Annotated in this window: 17 protein-coding genes; 12 read left to right on the forward strand and 5 right to left on the reverse strand. The window is 70.6% G+C overall.

Annotation, left to right across the window (positions count from 1 at the left end):
• The first annotated feature begins 118 nt into the window (after positions 1-118).
• Entirely contained in the window at positions 119-556 is a 438-nt protein-coding gene (locus L0984_RS19165) for a hypothetical protein (protein WP_234195439.1), read from the forward strand.
• Between the two features lie 11 nt (positions 557-567).
• On the opposite strand, the gene L0984_RS19170 is transcribed toward L0984_RS19165, so the two are convergent.
• Entirely contained in the window at positions 568-1,482 is a 915-nt protein-coding gene (locus tag L0984_RS19170; RefSeq protein ID WP_234195441.1) for a LysR family transcriptional regulator, read from the reverse strand.
• A 132-nt stretch (positions 1,483-1,614) separates the two neighbouring features.
• Here L0984_RS19170 and L0984_RS19175 point away from each other — a divergent pair, with 132 nt between their 5' ends.
• Complete coding sequence (locus L0984_RS19175; protein ID WP_234195442.1) at positions 1,615-2,154, forward strand: carboxymuconolactone decarboxylase family protein; 540 nt, start codon at positions 1,615-1,617, stop codon at positions 2,152-2,154.
• A 37-nt stretch (positions 2,155-2,191) separates the two neighbouring features.
• Positions 2,192-3,145: a DMT family transporter gene (locus tag L0984_RS19180; RefSeq protein ID WP_234195444.1), complete on the forward strand. Its 954-nt coding sequence runs from the start codon at positions 2,192-2,194 to the stop codon at positions 3,143-3,145.
• Positions 3,146-3,173: 28 nt separating this feature from the next.
• On the opposite strand, the gene L0984_RS19185 is transcribed toward L0984_RS19180, so the two are convergent.
• Together L0984_RS19185 and L0984_RS19190 are read right to left on the reverse strand one after the other, a co-directional pair.
• Positions 3,174-4,361: an iron-containing alcohol dehydrogenase gene (locus tag L0984_RS19185; RefSeq protein WP_234195446.1), complete on the reverse strand. Its 1,188-nt coding sequence runs from the start codon at positions 4,359-4,361 to the stop codon at positions 3,174-3,176.
• Between the two features lie 71 nt (positions 4,362-4,432).
• On the reverse strand, positions 4,433-5,425 hold the full coding sequence (locus L0984_RS19190; RefSeq protein ID WP_234195448.1) for a Bug family tripartite tricarboxylate transporter substrate binding protein: 993 nt from the start codon (positions 5,423-5,425) through the stop codon (positions 4,433-4,435).
• Positions 5,426-5,610: 185 nt separating this feature from the next.
• Between L0984_RS19190 and L0984_RS19195 the strand changes: the two genes are divergently transcribed.
• The 7 genes from L0984_RS19195 to L0984_RS19225 all read left to right on the forward strand — a co-directional run bounded on the left by L0984_RS19195 (position 5,611) and on the right by L0984_RS19225 (position 11,501).
• Positions 5,611-6,348, forward strand: a complete 738-nt coding sequence (locus L0984_RS19195; RefSeq protein WP_255697515.1) for an IclR family transcriptional regulator — start codon at positions 5,611-5,613, stop codon at positions 6,346-6,348.
• Between the two features lie 66 nt (positions 6,349-6,414).
• The gene (locus L0984_RS19200) at positions 6,415-7,473 is read left to right on the forward strand and encodes a LacI family DNA-binding transcriptional regulator (RefSeq protein WP_234195452.1); all 1,059 of its coding nucleotides are present in this window, start codon (positions 6,415-6,417) and stop codon (positions 7,471-7,473) included.
• A gap of 144 nt (positions 7,474-7,617) precedes the next feature.
• On the forward strand, positions 7,618-8,487 hold the full coding sequence (locus tag L0984_RS19205; protein WP_234195453.1) for an SDR family NAD(P)-dependent oxidoreductase: 870 nt from the start codon (positions 7,618-7,620) through the stop codon (positions 8,485-8,487).
• A gap of 2 nt (positions 8,488-8,489) precedes the next feature.
• Entirely contained in the window at positions 8,490-9,071 is a 582-nt protein-coding gene (locus L0984_RS19210; RefSeq protein WP_234195455.1) for a carboxymuconolactone decarboxylase family protein, read from the forward strand.
• A gap of 51 nt (positions 9,072-9,122) precedes the next feature.
• Positions 9,123-10,139: a Bug family tripartite tricarboxylate transporter substrate binding protein gene (locus L0984_RS19215; protein WP_234195457.1), complete on the forward strand. Its 1,017-nt coding sequence runs from the start codon at positions 9,123-9,125 to the stop codon at positions 10,137-10,139.
• Between the two features lie 65 nt (positions 10,140-10,204).
• The gene (locus L0984_RS19220; RefSeq protein ID WP_234195458.1) at positions 10,205-10,738 is read left to right on the forward strand and encodes a carboxymuconolactone decarboxylase family protein; all 534 of its coding nucleotides are present in this window, start codon (positions 10,205-10,207) and stop codon (positions 10,736-10,738) included.
• Between the two features lie 223 nt (positions 10,739-10,961).
• Positions 10,962-11,501 (forward strand): DUF305 domain-containing protein, encoded by a 540-nt coding sequence (locus L0984_RS19225; RefSeq protein WP_234195460.1) that lies wholly within the window; start codon positions 10,962-10,964, stop codon positions 11,499-11,501.
• Between the two features lie 53 nt (positions 11,502-11,554).
• On the opposite strand, the gene L0984_RS19230 is transcribed toward L0984_RS19225, so the two are convergent.
• Together L0984_RS19230 and L0984_RS19235 are read right to left on the reverse strand one after the other, a co-directional pair.
• Positions 11,555-12,781 carry a CaiB/BaiF CoA transferase family protein gene (locus L0984_RS19230; RefSeq protein ID WP_234195461.1) on the reverse strand — a complete coding sequence of 409 codons (1,227 nt, stop codon included), beginning with the start codon at positions 12,779-12,781 and terminating at the stop codon, positions 11,555-11,557.
• Between the two features lie 55 nt (positions 12,782-12,836).
• Complete coding sequence (locus tag L0984_RS19235; RefSeq protein ID WP_234195463.1) at positions 12,837-13,826, reverse strand: Bug family tripartite tricarboxylate transporter substrate binding protein; 990 nt, start codon at positions 13,824-13,826, stop codon at positions 12,837-12,839.
• Positions 13,827-13,998: 172 nt separating this feature from the next.
• Here L0984_RS19235 and L0984_RS19240 point away from each other — a divergent pair, with 172 nt between their 5' ends.
• Together L0984_RS19240 and L0984_RS19245 are read left to right on the forward strand one after the other, a co-directional pair.
• Entirely contained in the window at positions 13,999-15,138 is a 1,140-nt protein-coding gene (locus tag L0984_RS19240; RefSeq protein ID WP_234195465.1) for an acyl-CoA dehydrogenase family protein, read from the forward strand.
• Positions 15,135-16,226, forward strand: a complete 1,092-nt coding sequence (locus tag L0984_RS19245; protein WP_234195467.1) for an acyl-CoA dehydrogenase family protein — start codon at positions 15,135-15,137, stop codon at positions 16,224-16,226. Before L0984_RS19240 ends, L0984_RS19245 begins: the two co-directional genes overlap by 4 nt.
• Positions 16,227-16,293 lie beyond the last annotated feature (67 nt).

Raw genomic sequence — 16,293 nt, forward strand, 5'->3', positions numbered from 1 at the left:
ACATCGATACAAAGTCCCGGCCCCATGTACCCGCTCGGTCAGGCCGATGCAAGGCCGCCCTGACGATGCTGCTTCTTCCTCCTCCAAAGGTGACTCGAAGAAGAAACACAGCCTCGCCATGACGTTCACCGACCGATTCCCCCCGGCCGCGCGCCGCGCCCTTGCAGGCGGCCTTGCACTGGCCGCCGTGGCTGCAGGCCTCAGCGCCTGCGTCACCCCCGTCGTCGAAGAGCGGCCCGTGATCGTGCGGCCGCCGCCGCCCCCACCCGCCCCCCATGTGGTCGTACGCGCCATGCCCGCGCCGGTGCATGAGGACCGGGGCAACCCGCCCGGGCCGGGCTTCAACTGGGTGCCGGGCCACTGGCGCTGGGCGGGCAACGACTGGCTGTGGCAACACGGCCAGTGGGTGCGCCAACCGGTGCCACCCATGCCACCGGTCATCATCGAGCAGATCGGCCTGCCGCCTTCACCGCAGCATGTGTGGGTGCCGGGCCACTGGGTCTGGCGGCCGGAGGCCGGCGGGTGGGCCTGGGTACGTGGCACCTGGTACCGCTGAGCCAGCAGCGCTCACACCCCACCCGCCACCAGATGCTCCGCAAACGCCCTCACCTTCGCCGACTGCCGCCGCTGGCTCGGGCTGACCAGATGCACGGGGATCTCGGGTGCCGGCCAGTCGGGCAGCAGCACTTGCAGGTCGCCGCGCGCCATCTCGTCCTCGAACAGCCAGGTGGGCGAGAAGCCGACGCCCATGCCTGACAGCACCGCTGCCCGGATGACCTCGCTGCTGTTGGTCTGAAGACTGCCCTGGGCGCGGATGGTCACGGCCGTGCCGGCCGGCACCGGCGCGCCCGGGCCGGCATGGAAGGTCCAGGCGTTCTGCGCGGCCAGTTCCGTGTAGACGATGCAGTTGAGCTGCAGCAGGTCTTCCGGCACGCGCGGCTGGCGCAGCGCCTTGGGCAGGGAGCGCAGGTACTGGCGGCTGGCCACCAGCGCGCGCCGGCTGGTGCCGATGCGCCGGGCCACCAGGCTGCTGTCGGCCAGTTCGCCGATGCGCACCGCCACGTCGATGCCCTGCTCGACCAGGTCGACGAAGCCGTCGTTGAGGCGCAGGTCGATCTTCACGGCCGGATTGGCAGCCAGAAAGCTGTTGACCAGCGGCAGCAGCTTCAGGCGCCCGAAGCCCACAGAGGCCGCCACGCGCAGCCAGCCGCTGAGCTGCTGCTCGCCCTGTCGCAGGCTGCCTTCGGCCTCGGCAAGTTCGGCCACCAGGCGGCGTACCTGCTCGAAGTAGCGCTCGCCGTCCTCGGTCAGCGCCAATGAACGCGTGGTGCGGCTCAGCAGCCGCGCGCCCAGGCTGCGCTCCAGCGCGGCCACCTGCTTGCTCACGGCGCTCTGCGTCGCCTGCAGCTCGCGCGCCACCGCCGAGAAGCTGCCCGTCTCGACGACGCGGATGAAGGTCTGCATGGCGGCAAGACGGTCCACGGTGATCTCCCATTCATTCCTGAGGGGACTGGATCTTAGTGCCGCGCTTCGTCTAGTGCGAAAGCGCGGCATCAATCAAAGTTCGTCCGTCGCGCTTCACGACGTCTCAAACCCTTCACCGGCACAACCATCATGACCTTCATCACCGCTCCCACCCGCGATCAAGTCTCTGCGCCCAATCAGGCCCTGTTCGACACGCTTCAGAAGCGCCTGGGCAAGGTGCCCAACCTGTATGCCACCCTGGCCCTGTCCGAGCATGCGCTGGGCAGCTACCTGGCCTTCCAGAACGCGCCCAGCAGCATTACCGGCAAGGCCCGCGAGGTGGTCAACCTGGTCGTCAGCCAGGTCAACCGCTGCGACTACTGCCTGGCGGCCCACACCCTCATCGGCGGCATGGTGGGCTTCACGCCCGAGCAGATCCTGGAAGTCCGACGCGGTCGCGCCAGCTTCGACGCCAGGCTCGACGCGCTTGCACAGCTGGTGAAGGCCATCGCCATCGAGCGCGGCCATGCCGACCCGGCCCGCGTGCAGCACTTCCTGGACGCCGGCTGGACGCAGGAGAACCTCGTCGATGTCATCGTCGCGATCGGCGACAAGACGGTCACCAACTACCTGCATGCCACGACGCAAGTGCCGGTCGACTTTCCGGCCGCGCCGGCACTTGCGGACTGAGCGGCATTGGCCGCAAGACTTCGCCAGGAGCCCCGCCATGAATGCCGTCAGCCCTGTTCTTCCGATGCCCGCCGCGGGCGCGCCGACCCGACTGGTGGCCGGCATCGCGGTGGGCCTGCTGGCCGCCGGCATCGGCGCGCTCTACACCGTGTTCGCACGCTGGGGCATCGCCCGCGGCCTGCAGTCGCCGGACCTCACCGTGCTGCGCTTCGGCGTGGCCGGTGTGCTGATGCTGCCCGTGCTGATCGGCGCCTGGCGCCGGGACGCCACCCAGTTCACCCAGCGCTGGCAGGTATGGGCGGCGGTCGCGCTGCTGGCCGGCACGCCCTTCGGGCTGCTGATGTTCGGGGCGCTGCAGTTCGCGCCCGTCAGCCATGCGGCGGTCTTTCCCTTCACGGCCATGAGCGTGATGGGAATGGCGCTCGGCGCGCTGGTGCTGGGCGAAGCCCTGGGCCGACGCAAGGTGGCCGGCATCGCCGTGGTGCTGGTGGGCCTGGTGCTGGTGTCCGGCCTGGACGCCGCCAGCCTCAGCGCGCGCGCAGCGTTGGGCGATGCGATGTTCGTGGCCGCGGGCAGCCTGTGGGCGGCCTTCGGCATCCTGCTGCGCCGGCACCGGCTCGATCCGCTGTTGGCCACGGCCGTGGTGTCGCTGTCGGCGCTCGCGACCTATGTGCCGGCCTACTTCTGGTGGGTGGGCTCGGCACGGCTGATGGGCGTCGCGTCGCAGGTCTTCTGGACCGAGGTGCTGGTGCAGGGCGTCATCGCGGGGGCGGGCACCCTCTTCACCTACGCCAAGATGGTGTCGCTGCTGGGCCCGGGCCGCGCCGCCGTCTTTCCTGCGCTGGCGCCAGGGCTGGCCGCGCTGATAGCTTGGCCCGTGCTCGGGCACGTGCCGACGGCCTCGGAAGCGGCGGGCCTGGTGGTCGTCATGGTCGGGCTGATCGTGGCGGTGACGGCCCGCGCCGCCGCTGCGCCCGGCATGCGCCGCTGACTGCGCTCCCTGTCGGGCCGTGGCAGGCCTAACCCCGCGCTGCTTCCAGCAGCATGCGCACCGTCTCCACCCCCTCGATCGGCCGAGGATTGGTGCGGATCCATGGGTCGAGCATGGCGGCCTGCGCCACGGCCTCGATGGCCTCATCGTCGTCCAGGCCCACCTCGCGCAGCGTGCGCGGCAGGCCCAGCCCGTCGATCAGTGCCGCCACCGCCTGCCAGGCAGGCACGCCGGGCTGCCCCATGGCTTCACTGATCATCGCGTGCTGATCAGGCACCACCGGCTCGTTGAAGCGCATCACATGCGGCATGAGGATGCACGACGTGAGCCCATGCGGTACGCCGCCCGTACCGCCGAGGGCATGGCCGATGCCATGGCTCGCACCCTTGTTGACGCCGGCCTGCGAGCCCACGGTGGACAGCCAGCCCGCCACCTGCGCGTCGAGCCGCGCGCGCAGGTTGACCGCATCGCGATGCGAGGCGGGCAGCGCGCGTGTCAGCAGGCGGATGGCCTGCAAGGCCGTGCCCTGCGAATAGGGCTGCGCGTCGATGGAGCAGATGTCCTCCACCGCATGGTCCAGCGCCCGCACGCCGGTCGACAGCCACAGCGTTTCTGGCGTGTGCAGCGTCACGGCCGGGTCCAGCACGACGACCCGCGGCACCTGCTGCGGATGCGTGAACACCTCCTTCAGGCGCGTTTGCGGATGCGTGACGCCCGCATAGGCCGTGAACTCGGCGCCGGCCAGCGTGGTGGGCACGGCCAACAGCGGCAACTGCGGCGCGCGCACACCAGCGCCGGCCGCGGTCATGGACTGCGCGGGCGCCTTGCGCAGCGCATCCATCTGGTCGACCGTGCGGACCTCGTTGGCCAGGCAGGTCGCGACCACCTTGGCGGCATCGATCACCGATCCCCCGCCCAGCGCCACCAGCAGGTCCGCCCCCGTGCGCCGGGCAGCGTCCACCGCGGCGATGACATCGTCGCGCGGCGTGTGCGCCGAAATGCCGCACCAGGTGGCGGCATGGTGTGTACCCAGCGCCGCAGCCAGACGTGCCGGCACGTCGGTCTGCTCGGCCAGCAGCGCGGCGCTGAGCACGAAGACGCGCTTGGCCCCCAGCCGCGTGGCCTCCTTCGCCACCACATCGGCCGCAGGCTCGCCAAAGACCACGCGTTCGATGCGCGGCAGGGTGTAGATGCCGCGGTACAGCTCGTCATTCATGTCGGTTCGACTCCTGGCCGCGCCCTGCGCCGCCGTGATGGGATGGAGAAAGGGGTCTGCATCGCGGCTGCCTACTGCAGCTCCAGGCCGGTGAGCCTGACCAGCGACTTCCAGCGCGCGATCTCCTCGACCTGGTAGCGGCGCATTTCCTCGGGCGTGGAAAGCCGCATGCTCACCAGCTGGCCTTCGTAGAACTTGCGGGTTTCGTCGCTGCGCCCAGCCTGGGTGAACAGTTCGGCGAGCCGCCGCGTCGCCTCGGGTGGCGTCCTGGCGGCCACGGCCGCGCCCACCCAGGTGAAGGCGTCGAAGGCGGTCAGGCCGGCCTCGGGCGCACTGGGCACATCGGGCATCAGGGGCGAACGCTGGGGCGCCGCGAGCATCAGCCCACGCAGGCGGCCCGACTTGACCAGCTCGACGGTGCTGCTCGCATCGACGATGGCGAAGTCCACATTGCCCGCCATGACGGCGGCACCGGCGTCGCCCGAACCCTTGTAGTTGATGGGCGTCGCCTTGATGCCGGCGAGCTGGTCCATCCATTCCGCATACAGCGTGTACGAGATCGAGCCCGAACCGTAGTTGAGTGCGCCCGGCCGCTGCTTCGCATCCGCCACCAGATCGGCCACGGCGCGGTAGCGCGAGTTGGGCGGCACCACGAGCATCACCGGCGCGCCGACCAACAGCGAGATCGGCGCCAGGTCGACCACCGGGTCGTAGGGCGGCTTGCGGAAGGCCGCGGCATTGGTCGCCAGCGTCGAATTGCTGCCCAGCAGCACCGTGTAGCCGTCGGCCGGCGCGTTCAGCACCAGCTGCACGGCGATGAAGCCATTGCCACCGGGCTTGTTCTCGACGATGGCCGGCTGGCCCGACAGCTCGCCGATGAGGCGTGCGAAATGCCGGGCGGCAATGTCCGTGCCGCTGCCGGGCGGGAAGGGCACCACGAGCTTGATCGGCCGGGAGGGAAAGGGCTCGGGCGCTGCCAGGGCATGCGGCGCCAAAGAGGCCACGAGGCCTGCGCCGCCAAGCCGCGCGAGCCACCGACGGCGAGTGAAGGAATGCGGGGTCATGACGCTGTCTCCGTTGTTGTGCAAACCGCCGTCGATCATGGGCGGCAGCGCAGGCTTTCTCAACGGCTGCGCGGCGTTCATTTCCGCCCAATGGAAAATGCCCCCGTCTTCGCCCTCCACCCAGGAGATTTGCCCTGCGCCCACGCAAGCCCATCGCACGCGCCGACACCGGCACCAACCAGACCCTGCGCCGCGGCCTGTCGCTGCTGAAGGCCTTCAGGCCGGGCTTTTCGGTGCTGACCAATGGCGCGCTAGCCGAGCTGAGCGGCCTGGCGCCGTCCACCGTCAGCCGCATGACCGGCGCCCTGGTCGAGGCGGGGCTGCTGCGCCAGTTGCCGGGTTCGCGCGGCTATGCGCCGACGGCGGCCTGCATCAGCCTGGGCTTTGCGGCCTTCCAGGCCCTTGCCTCCCCACGGCAGAAGGTGCTGGCCCGCATGGAAGAGGCGGCCGAGCGCCACAACGTGAGCGTGAGCCTGGCCGCCCCCGACGGCGACGACATGGTCTATGTCGACACCTTCCGCCGCGCCCGCCGCGAGACGCTGATGCGCATCGCGCCTGGCGTGCGCATTCCCATGACCTACACCGCGCTGGGCACGGCGGCACTGGCCTGCATGCCGGCGGACGCCCGCGCGGCGCACATCGCCCACCTGGTGGCACGCCACACGGGGGACCGGGCCGCGTTGCGCGCGCAGATCGCCCAGGGCGTTCAGCACCATCAGGAGCAGGGCTGGTGCCAGGCCTCGTGGGTGGCCGATGTGGTGGGCGTGGCGCGGGCCGTGCACCTGCCTGCGCAAGGCATCCTCAGCTTCAACTGCGCGGGGTCGTCGGCACAGATGAGCGCGTCGAAGATCGAGCGCAAGGTGGTGCCGCTGCTGTTCGAGCTGACCGAGCTGGCCACGGCGGCCGACGAGACGACGCGCTGACGGCAACAGGCGCTGGCAACAGAGGCGCCCCTAGAATCCGCCCCCTTCAGCGCCCCTCACCCGCCCATGAAACACCACGCCAAACGCGCCAGCATCAAGGACGTGGCGGCGTTCGCAGGCGTTTCGCTCGGCAGCGTGTCGCGGGTCATCAACAAGGCCGGCAACGTCGGCGACGAAGTGCGGGCCCGGGTGGAGCGCGCCATGCGCGAGCTGGACTATTCGCCCGACCAGACGGCGCAGGCCCTGCGCTCGCGCAGCTCTCGCACGGTGGGCTGCATGTTCACCGACGTGGCCAACCCGCTCTATGCGCGGCTCTACCAGACCTTCGAGACCAAGCTGCACAAGGCCGGCTACATGGTGCTGCTGGCCAACAGCCTGAACGACGTGCAGCGCGAGCGCGAGATCCTGTCGATGTTCCAGAGCCGGCGCATGGACGGCGCCATCATCGCGCCCGGCAACGAGCGCGACCCCGCGCTGCTGGAGACCATGGACAGGCTGGGCCTGCCCGTGGTGATCCTCGACCGCGACATGGACGTCGCGCACGACCGCGTGCTGTTCGACCACCTGCGCGGCCTGCACGACGCCGTACAGCACCTGGCGGAATTGCAGCACCGCGATGTGGCGCTGCTGATTGCCGACGTGCCCAACCGCCCTATGCGCCGGCGCCTCGAAGGCTTCCAGGCGGGGCTGGAGGCGGCAGGCATCGGCTTCCGCGCGGACCGGGTGGTGCGGCTGGGCGCCTCCACCAGCCCGGCGTATGACGAAGTGCTGCAGCTGCTGCGGCCGGCCGACCGGCCAACGGCGCTGATCGTGCCCGGCACCAGCGTGCTGGCCGATGCGCTCAACGCCATCGAGGCGCTGGGGCTGCAGGTGCCGCGCGACGTCTCCATCGTGAGCCTGGGCGATCCGGACTTCGCGCGCCACCACCAACCGGCGATCACCAGCATCGCCATCGACCACGAGGTCGCGGCCGAAGCCGGCGTCGACATGCTGCTGCGGCGCATGCGCGGTGAGCCGCCCGCGCAGCCGCGCGAGGTGCTGGCGCCGGCACGCTTCGTGGCCCGTGCATCGACCGGGCCCGCGCCCACCCTCCCCCTGCGCCGCGCGCGCAACCCGCGCACCTGACGGGCGGCCCGCGGCGGGGCCAAGGCACTAAATACACCTCGCGGTGAAACGTTTCACCCTGGGGAAAACGCTCTTCTGAAGCGGCGGCGTGCAGACCTACGCTGGGGCCATCCACTCCATGGGCCATCGGCCCCGAGGCCCCGCGTGAACACCATCCCGACCCCTTTCGGCGCCGCCGACCATTCCCAGCCCGCCAGCAGCCGCCTGGACGGCCGCGTTGCCATCGTGACCGGCGCCGGCTCCCGCACGGCCGACGTGGGCAACGGCCGTGCCGCCGCCATCCTGCTGTCGCGCCGCGGCGCCCGCGTGCTGCTGCTCGACCTGGAGCCCGAGGCCGCGCGCGAAACCGAGCGCACCATCGCGGCCGAGGGCGGGCAGGCGATCACGCTGGCCTGCGACGTGTCGCAGGCCGAGGCCTGCCGACAAGCGGTCGCCACAGCCGTGGAGGCCTGGGGCCGCGTCGACATCCTGGTCAACAACGTCGGCATCGGCGGCCCCGGCGGCAGCGCCGTGGACCTGGACCTGGAGGAGTGGGACCGCGCGCTGCGCATCAACGTGACCTCGATGATGCTGATGGCCCGCTACGCCATCCCCGAGATGCGCAAGCTGGGCCATGGCGCCATCGTCAACATCGCCTCGGTGGCGGGGCTCATGGGCGGCACGCCTGCGCTGCTCTATCCGACATCGAAGGGCGCGGTGGTCAACATGACGCGGGCCATGGCCGCGCACCACGGCACCGAAGGCATCCGCGTCAACTGCGTGGCGCCCGGCATGGTCTACACGCCCATGGTCGCGGGCCGCATGACGCCCGAGGTGCGCGAGGAGCGGCGCATGCGCTCGCTGCTGCAGACCGAGGGCTCGGGCTGGGACGTGGGCCAGGCGGTGGCCTACCTGGCGAGCGACGAGGCCCGCTGGGTCACGGGCGTGATCCTGCCGGTGGATGCGGGCGCCACGGCCGGCAAGGCGCCGTCGCCCGGACTGGCTCCCGACAAGCGCGAGAGCAAGGGTGGCTGAACATGGCCCGCATTCCCCTGCTCCCCCAGCATCCGGCCGACCCGCAGGCCGCCGCCCTCTTCGACGAAGTGCGCCAGGCCCGCGGCCCGGACTTCGAGATGCCGCATCTCTACCGCGTGCTCGCCACGGCACCGGCCATGTTCCGCGGCTGGCTCGACTTCGCCTGGCCCCTGCGGCAGAACGCCCAAACGCCCCGCCCGCTGCGCGAGCTGCTGATCCTGCGCGGCGCGCAGATCTCCGGCACGGCCTACGAATGGGCCCACCATGTGCCCATGGCCCTGGAGGCCGGCGTGACCGAGGCACAGATCGACGCCCTGGCCCACTGGCAGACGTCGGACCTGTTCGACGAAGCCGAGCGCGCCGCGCTGCAACTGGCCGACGAGGTCACGCGCGGTCCGGCCGCCTCGCACGCCACGCTGATGCAGCTCAAGCACTGCGGCTTCGACGATGCCGCCGTGGTGGAGCTGGTGCTCACGGCGAGCTTCTATGTGTGCGTGGGGCGCTTCCTGCAGTCCATGGACATCGAACTCGAGCCCGGCTACGACGCGCCCCTGTCCCGCATGACGGCGCGCTCGGCCCCGTGAGCGCGCGCCTCTTCCCTGCCCCGTGAACCGAACCCAAGAAAGGACTCCGCGATGACGCACCTTCCTCGAACGCCCCGCCGCCGCGCGCTCGGCGCCGTCATGGGCCTGCTCATGGGCGCAGGCCTTCTGGCCGCAGCGCCGGTGCGGGCGCAAGGCCAGCCGCAGGGCGGCGGCGCCTTCCCCGACCGGCCGCTCAAGATCATCCTGATGTTCCCCGCCGGCAATGGCCTGGACACCAGCACCCGCAACTTCGCCGACGCGCTGGGCAAGGAGCTGGGCCAGCCGGTGGTGGTGGACAACCGGCCCGGCGCCAATGGCGTCATCGCCTTCTCGGCCGTGCGCATGGCGCCGGCCGATGGCTACACGCTGCTGGTGGGCAGCTCGTCGGGCATCACCATTCCGGTCGCCTACGGCAAGAGCCTGCCCTACGACCCGTTCAAGGACTTCAAGCTGGCCGGCGGCATGCTGCGCGCGCCAGCCATCCTGACGGTGCCGCCGGACTCCAAGTTCACGACGATCCGCCAGATGATCGAGGTGGGCAAGGCCAAGCCCGAGGCGCTGACCATCGGCACGTACTCCGACGGCTACTACCTCACCTCGCAGCGCCTGGCCAATCTGGCCGGCATCAAGCTGCGCAACGTGCCGTACAAGGGCTACCCGGCCTCGCTGCCCGACCTGGCGGCCGGCCGCATCGACATCGGCTATGGCGACGCCACGGCCACGCAGGAGCTGATCAAGGCCGGCAAGATCCGCGCGCTGGCGGTGACGGGTACCACGCGCCATCCCAACTACCCGGACGTGCCCACCGTGGCCGAAAGCGGGCTGCCGGACTTCTCGTACTACAGCTGGGACGTCTTCCTGGTGCGCAGCGAGACGCCGGCTCCGGTCACCGAGAAACTCATGGCCGCCATCCAGCGCGTGCTGCACGGCCCCGACTATCCGGCCTTCCTGCGGGCGAATGGGTCCGAGCCGATGCTCGACGACATGCCCGCCATCCAGAAGATGATGGTCGACGAGGTCACGCTCTACAAGTCGCTCATCGCCAGCACCAGCGCCGAAAGCCGCTGAGCGCCTTTCCTACTCTCCATTGCGTCGGCAGCCTGTCCGCCGATGCGCCCGACCTACTGCACCCCATGGCCCGCGTTCCCTACTTCGACCTCGCCCAAGCCTCCGACACCTATCGGCAGCTGATCGGCTCGCGTCCACCGCTCAACCTCTACCGCATGCTGCCCCACGCCGGCAAGGTGGCCGAGGGCTTCCTGGCGCTGGGCGGCGCCATCCTGCGCGAGAACCGGCTGGACTCGCGCCTGCGCGAGATCGCCATCCTGCGCGTGGGCCTGCTGTGCGGTTCGAGCTACGAAGTGCACCAGCACCGGCGCGTGGCGCGCAGCGTGGGCTTGGCCGACGACAAGGTGGCGGCCCTGGAGCTGGGTGCCGACACGGGTGCGCTCGACGCCACCGAACGCATGGTGCTGGACTACGTCGACCAGGTGGTCGAGCACGTCAAGGCGCCCGATGCGATGTTCGAGGCCCTGTGCAAGCAACTGTCGCCGGCCCTGGTGGCCGAGCTGACGCTGGTGATCGGCTTCTACATGATGGTGAGCCGCTTCCTGGAGAACTTCGAGATCGACATCGAGGACGCCTCAGCCCCGCCGGCCGCGGGCTGACCGCGGCCTCAGGGCTTTTCGCCGCTGCGCCTGCCCCATCCCTCATCCGCGCCACCCCGTCCTCGCATTGGAAGCGGGACTACGAGGGCTGGCGATGGGGCGGCGTACCCTGGGTCCCCATGTCGCATCCCCTCTGGAGGCCGTTATGGATATCCCAACACCCCCCATCCCTGAGCGCCGAGCCGCTGAGCAAGCTCCGAGCCCCGAGCACCCAAGCCACGCGATGAAGTCGAGCCGCTACGGGCGCTTCTGGGCGATGGTCGCCACATCGACCGTCCTGGGCTGGGGCGCGATGTATCTCAACACCTATCAGCTCGACCACGTGCTGTTCAGCTGGACCCGGGTGTTCATGGCGCTGATCATGGGCGGCCTCATGACCGCCGTGATGATGGGGTTCATGTGGAGCATGTACCCGAACAAGCGGATGAACCTGGCGGTCATGGGCATCGCCGTAGTGTTGTTCGTTGCGGGGTTGGGCCTGGTCAGGTCCCAGGCCACCGTCAACGATCTGGCCTACATGCGCGCCATGGTTCCGCATCACTCCATCGCGGTGCTGACCAGCAGCCGTGCCCACATCGCGGACCCTCGGGTTCGCAAGCTGGCCGACGGGATCATCGAGGCGCAGGTGCGGGAGATTGCCGAGATGAAGATGCTCATTGCCGACATCGAGCGCAGCGGACCGCGTGGCGCCGAACCCTTGCCGTCCCGAACGACGGCGTTGACGCCCGAGATGAAGCGGCGCGCCGAAGCAGCAGTGCAGTAGGTCTGCGGGCCCAATGGGGCGCCACGGACGTGGGCCCCGCCTCCCCAGGGCACTCAGGCGGCCTGCTTCACGGCACCGGCAGCGGCCAGCGCCTCGATCTCCTCGTCCGACAGCCCCGCCTCGCGCAGCACCTCGGCCGAATGCTCGCCCAGCCCGGGCGCCAGCCGCGCGATGCGTGCTGGCGTGCTGCCGAAGCGCACCGGCGGCCGCACCTGCACGGTGGGGCCTTCGGTGGGATGCTCATGGGTCTCGAAGAGGCCCACGCTGGCCAGCTGCGGATGCTCCCGCAGCTCGTCGAGCGCATAGATGCGCGTGGCTGGAATGTCCAGCTCCTCGCACAGCGCCAGGCAGGTGGTGCAGTCCATGTCGGCCACCACGGCGGCCAGGTCGGCATACAGCTCGCGCACGCGGGCATTGAGCTGGCTGCGGTCCATGGGGCCGTACTTCTGCAGCAGGGCCGCCTGGCCGGTGCGCTCGAACAGCGCCTGCCAGTGCGCGGGCGAGTACGGCAGCACCGTCATATGGCCGTCGCGCACGGCGAGGGGCCGCCGGCCGCCATTGAGCACACGCGCATAGCCGGGCTCCGCGGCGGCAGGCTCGAAGGCATGACCGCCCTGGTGCTCGACCAGGGTGAAGGCGGTCATGGCCTCGAACATGGGCACTTCCACGTACTGGCCCTGGCCGCTGCGCGCACGGTGCAGCAGCGCGGCGGTGACGGCCTGCGCCACCATCAGCCCTGCGGCCTTGTCGGCCACCAGCGTGGGCATGTAGCGCGGCTGGGCGCCGTCGCGCAGGTTCAGGTCCACGAGGCCGCAGCCCGACTGCACGATGTCGTCGAACACCGGCTTGCCGGCGAAGGCGCCGCCTTCCTGGTAGCCGGTGGCCACGCAGTACACGATGTCGGGCCGCACGCGGCGCAGTGCCTCGTAGCCCAGGCCAAGGCGCTCGATGGCCGGCACGCGCATGTTGTGGATGAACACGTCGGCCGTGGCCGCCAGGCGCAACAGGGCCTCCACCCCTTCGGGCCGCTTGAGGTCCAGCGCCAGCGATCGCTTGTTGCGGTTGATGCTGAGGTAGATCGAGCTCATGCCGCGATGGCGCGACACGCCGTTGGCGCGCATCAGATCGCCTTCCAGGCTTTCGACCTTGATCACGTCCGCGCCCTGGTCGCCCAGGATCTGCGTGGCCAATGGGCCCAGCACGACGGCGGTGAGGTCGAGGACGCGCAGGCCCGCCAGCGGGCCGCTGGCGGCGGGAGAGGGTTGCTCGGAAGGCTTCATGGCATCGAAAGGAAAAGGGCCGGCGCGCCCGAGGCGTCCACCGGCCGGGTCATCGTCATTGCTGGACCAGGCCGGCCGTTTCGGCCACGCGCTTGAAGCGCTCGTACTCGCGCTGCTGGAACTTGCGCATCTCGTCGCCCTTGAGGTCCAGAAATTCGCCCCCGCGCTGCTGGCGATAGGCCACCGCCTCGGGCTGGATCATCACCTCGGCCATCGCGCCGATCAGCTTCTGGGTGATGTCGGCGGGCGTGTCGCTGCGCACGAAGAAGGAGCTCCACACATAGGTCTCGAAGTCGGCGAAGCCGCTCTCGATCATGGTGGGCACCGTGGGCAGCGTGCTCATGCGCTTGGCGCCGGTGACGGCCAGGATGCGCACCCGGCCTTCCTTCTGCATCTCGATGAAGGCCGAGGGGTCGACGATGGCCAGCTCCAGCTGGCCGCCGATCACGTCGGTGACCATCTGCGAGCCGCCCTTGTAGTTGATGTGGTTGATCTGCGCGCCCGAGGCCGTGCCCAGCCAGGCCGCCACCAGCTGGTAACCGGCCGAGTAGTTGCCCACCGCGACGGGCCGCTTCTCGCGCTTGGCCGCGGCCACCACGTCCTGGATGCTGTGCGCGGGCGAGTCGCCCTTCACCACGAAGCCGGCCGGGCCGACGGCCGAGCCCACCAGCGGCTTGAAGTCCTTGAAGGGGTCGTAGGGCAGGTTCTTCATCACGGCCGGGTTGACCGACATGGGCGAGTTGCTGGCCAAAAGGATGCTGTAGCCGTCGGCTGGGGCCGACTTGACCGACTGCACCGCGACCAGGCCGCTGCCGCCCGGCCGGTTCTCCACGATCACCGGCTGCCCCAGCTTCTTGCCCAGCAGGTCGCCGTAGAAGCGCGAGTCCGAGTCGGAGCCGCTGCCCGCGGTGAAGGGCACCACGATGCGCAGCGGCTTGGTGGGAAAGCCGGGCTGGGCCAGCGCGGCCGGGCTGGCCGCCAGCAGCGCGGCGCTGGCGCCGATGGCGCCCACCGCGGCCAGGAAGGCGCGACGTTCAAGGGTCATGGGTTGTCTCCGTCTGAGTAGCTGTGGGTTCACGCAAGTCCGGGAAGGCCCGAGGGGGACCTCGCTTGCTTGGCCGGACTCTAGCACTTATATTTGTTGACCAACAAGCAAGTTGCTTTAGGTGTTGACCCGGACGCTCCTGCCCGGCACGCCCCTTCGAAGGAGACAAGCCATGCAAGCCCTGGACATCCGTCCGGCCGAACTGCCGCCCGATTGCGAGCAGCTGCGCGCCGAGGTGCGCGACTTTCTCGCGCAGACGCTCGGCGACCTGCCGCCCCACGAGCGGGCGCGCAACTGGTCGGGCTACAGCCCCGAGTTCAGCCGCGCCCTTGGCCAACGCGGCTGGATCGGCATGACCTGGCCGCGGCGCTACGGCGGCGGCGAGCGCTCGATGCTCGAGCGCTACGTCGTGCTCGAAGAGCTGCTGGCCGCCGGCGCCCCCGTGTCGGCCCACTGGGTGGCCGACCGCCAGAGCGGTCCGCTGCTCATGCGCTACTCGCCCGAGGTGCTGGCGCCCGAGCTGCTGCCACGCATCGCGCGGGGCGAATGCCATTTCTGCATCGGCATGAGCGAGCCCGATTCGGGCTCGGACCTGGCCTCCATCCGCACCCGGGCCGTGCGCGATGGCGACGGGTGGCGCATCAGCGGCCGCAAGGTGTGGACCTCGGCCGCGCACAAGGCGCACTACATGATCGCCCTCGTGCGCACCGCGCCGGCCAGCGCCGACCGGCATGCGGGCATGTCGCAGTTCCTCGTGGACATGCGCAGCCCCGGCCTGACCATCCGGCCCATCGTCAACCAGCTGGGCGATCACGAGTTCAACGAGGTCACCTTCGACGAGGTGCCCGTGCCCGGGCACCACCTGATCGGCGCCGAGGGCGAAGGCTGGCACCAGGTGACGACCGAGCTGACCTTCGAGCGCTCCGGCCCCGAGCGCTACATGAGCAGCACGCAGCTCATGCTGGAGATGCTGGACGCCGCCGATGCCGAGAACCCGCACCACCAGCTGGTGCTGGGCCGCCTGGCGGCGCAGTACGCCACGCTGCGGCAGATGTCGCTGGGCGTGGCCGGCATGCTGGCCGCGGGCCAGAACCCGGGCCTGGCCGCGGCGGCCGTCAAGGACCAGGGCGCCCTGCTGGAGCAGGGCCTGCCCGACCTGGCACACGAACTCTTCGGCGGCCGCATGCCGCCCGAGAGCGACCTGGCGCGCGTGCAGCGGCACCTGGTGCTGGCCACGCCGTCCTTCTCCCTGCGCGGCGGCACGCGGGAGATCCTGAGGGGCATGCTGGCAAAAGGAATGGGGCTGCGATGAACGACGACCAACAGATGATCCAGGACAGCGCCGCGCGCCTGTTCGCCGATGCGGCCGCGGCCGCGCTCAACACGCAGGTAGAGGCCGGCGGCTTTCCGCAGGCGCTGTGGCTGCAGGTGGAAGAGGCCGGCTTTGCGGCGGCGCTGGCGGCGGGCGATCAGGGCTTCGGCCTCACGCCCGATCAGGCGCTGCCGATCTTCGAGGAGTTGGGCCGCCACCGCGTGCCGCTGCCGCTGGCCGAGACGGCCGCCGGCCTGGCCCTGCTCGCCTGCGCGGGACATGCGCCGCTGGCGGGGCCGGGCACGCTGATCGACGCCGGGCCGGGCCAGACGCTGGCACTGACGGGGGACGGTCGCCACTTGAGCGGCGAAGCGCCTGCCGTGCCCTGGGGCCGCCAAGCCGCCTGGGCACTCGTGCAACTGCCGCAGGGCGACATCGCCGTGGTGGACCTGAAGGATGCCGCCGGCCTCAGCTGCGAGCCGGGCCTGGACCTCGCCGGTCTGCCCGCCGACCGCCTGCGCCTGGCGGGCGTCGCGGTGCGTGCCGTGCTGCCGGCCGAAGCCTTCGGCATCGCGCTGCCACTGCGCAGCACGGCCGCCCTGCTGCATGCGGCCATGATGGTCGGCGCCATGGAATGGGCGCTGGCCGAGGCCATCCAGTACGCCAACGACCGCGTGCAGTTCGGCCGGCCCATCGGCAAGAACCAGGCACTTCAGCAGATGCTGGCGCAGGCCGCGGGCGATGTGGCCTCGGCCCGCATGGCGGTGCGCGCGGCGGGGCTGGACTTCCGGCTCGGCGATGCACAGCGTGCCGCGCGCGTGGACTTCGGCGTGGCCGCGGCCAAGGTGCGCTGCGGCGAGGCCGCCACGCGCGTGGCCGCCACGGCGCACCAGGTGCTGGGCGCCATCGGCTTCACGCACGAGCATGCGCTGCACTTCGCCACGCGCCGGCTGTGGGCCTGGCGCGCCGCCTATGGTGCCGACGCCTGGTGGGCGCAGCGACTGGGCGCCGCGGCCATCCGCGCCCGCGCGGCCGGCTTCTGGCCGGCGATGACGCAACGGCAGTTCTCCGCGACCGCGGCCGAGTGAGCTGCGCCCAGGGCGTCTCGCGCTTCAGCGTGCGGCGCCCGGCCCTCCCCTTCATATCCTGGAGACT

The organism is Pseudacidovorax sp. NFM-22, assembly GCF_021401245.1.
In the GTDB taxonomy this organism is placed as follows: Bacteria; Pseudomonadota; Gammaproteobacteria; order Burkholderiales; family Burkholderiaceae_C; genus Xenophilus.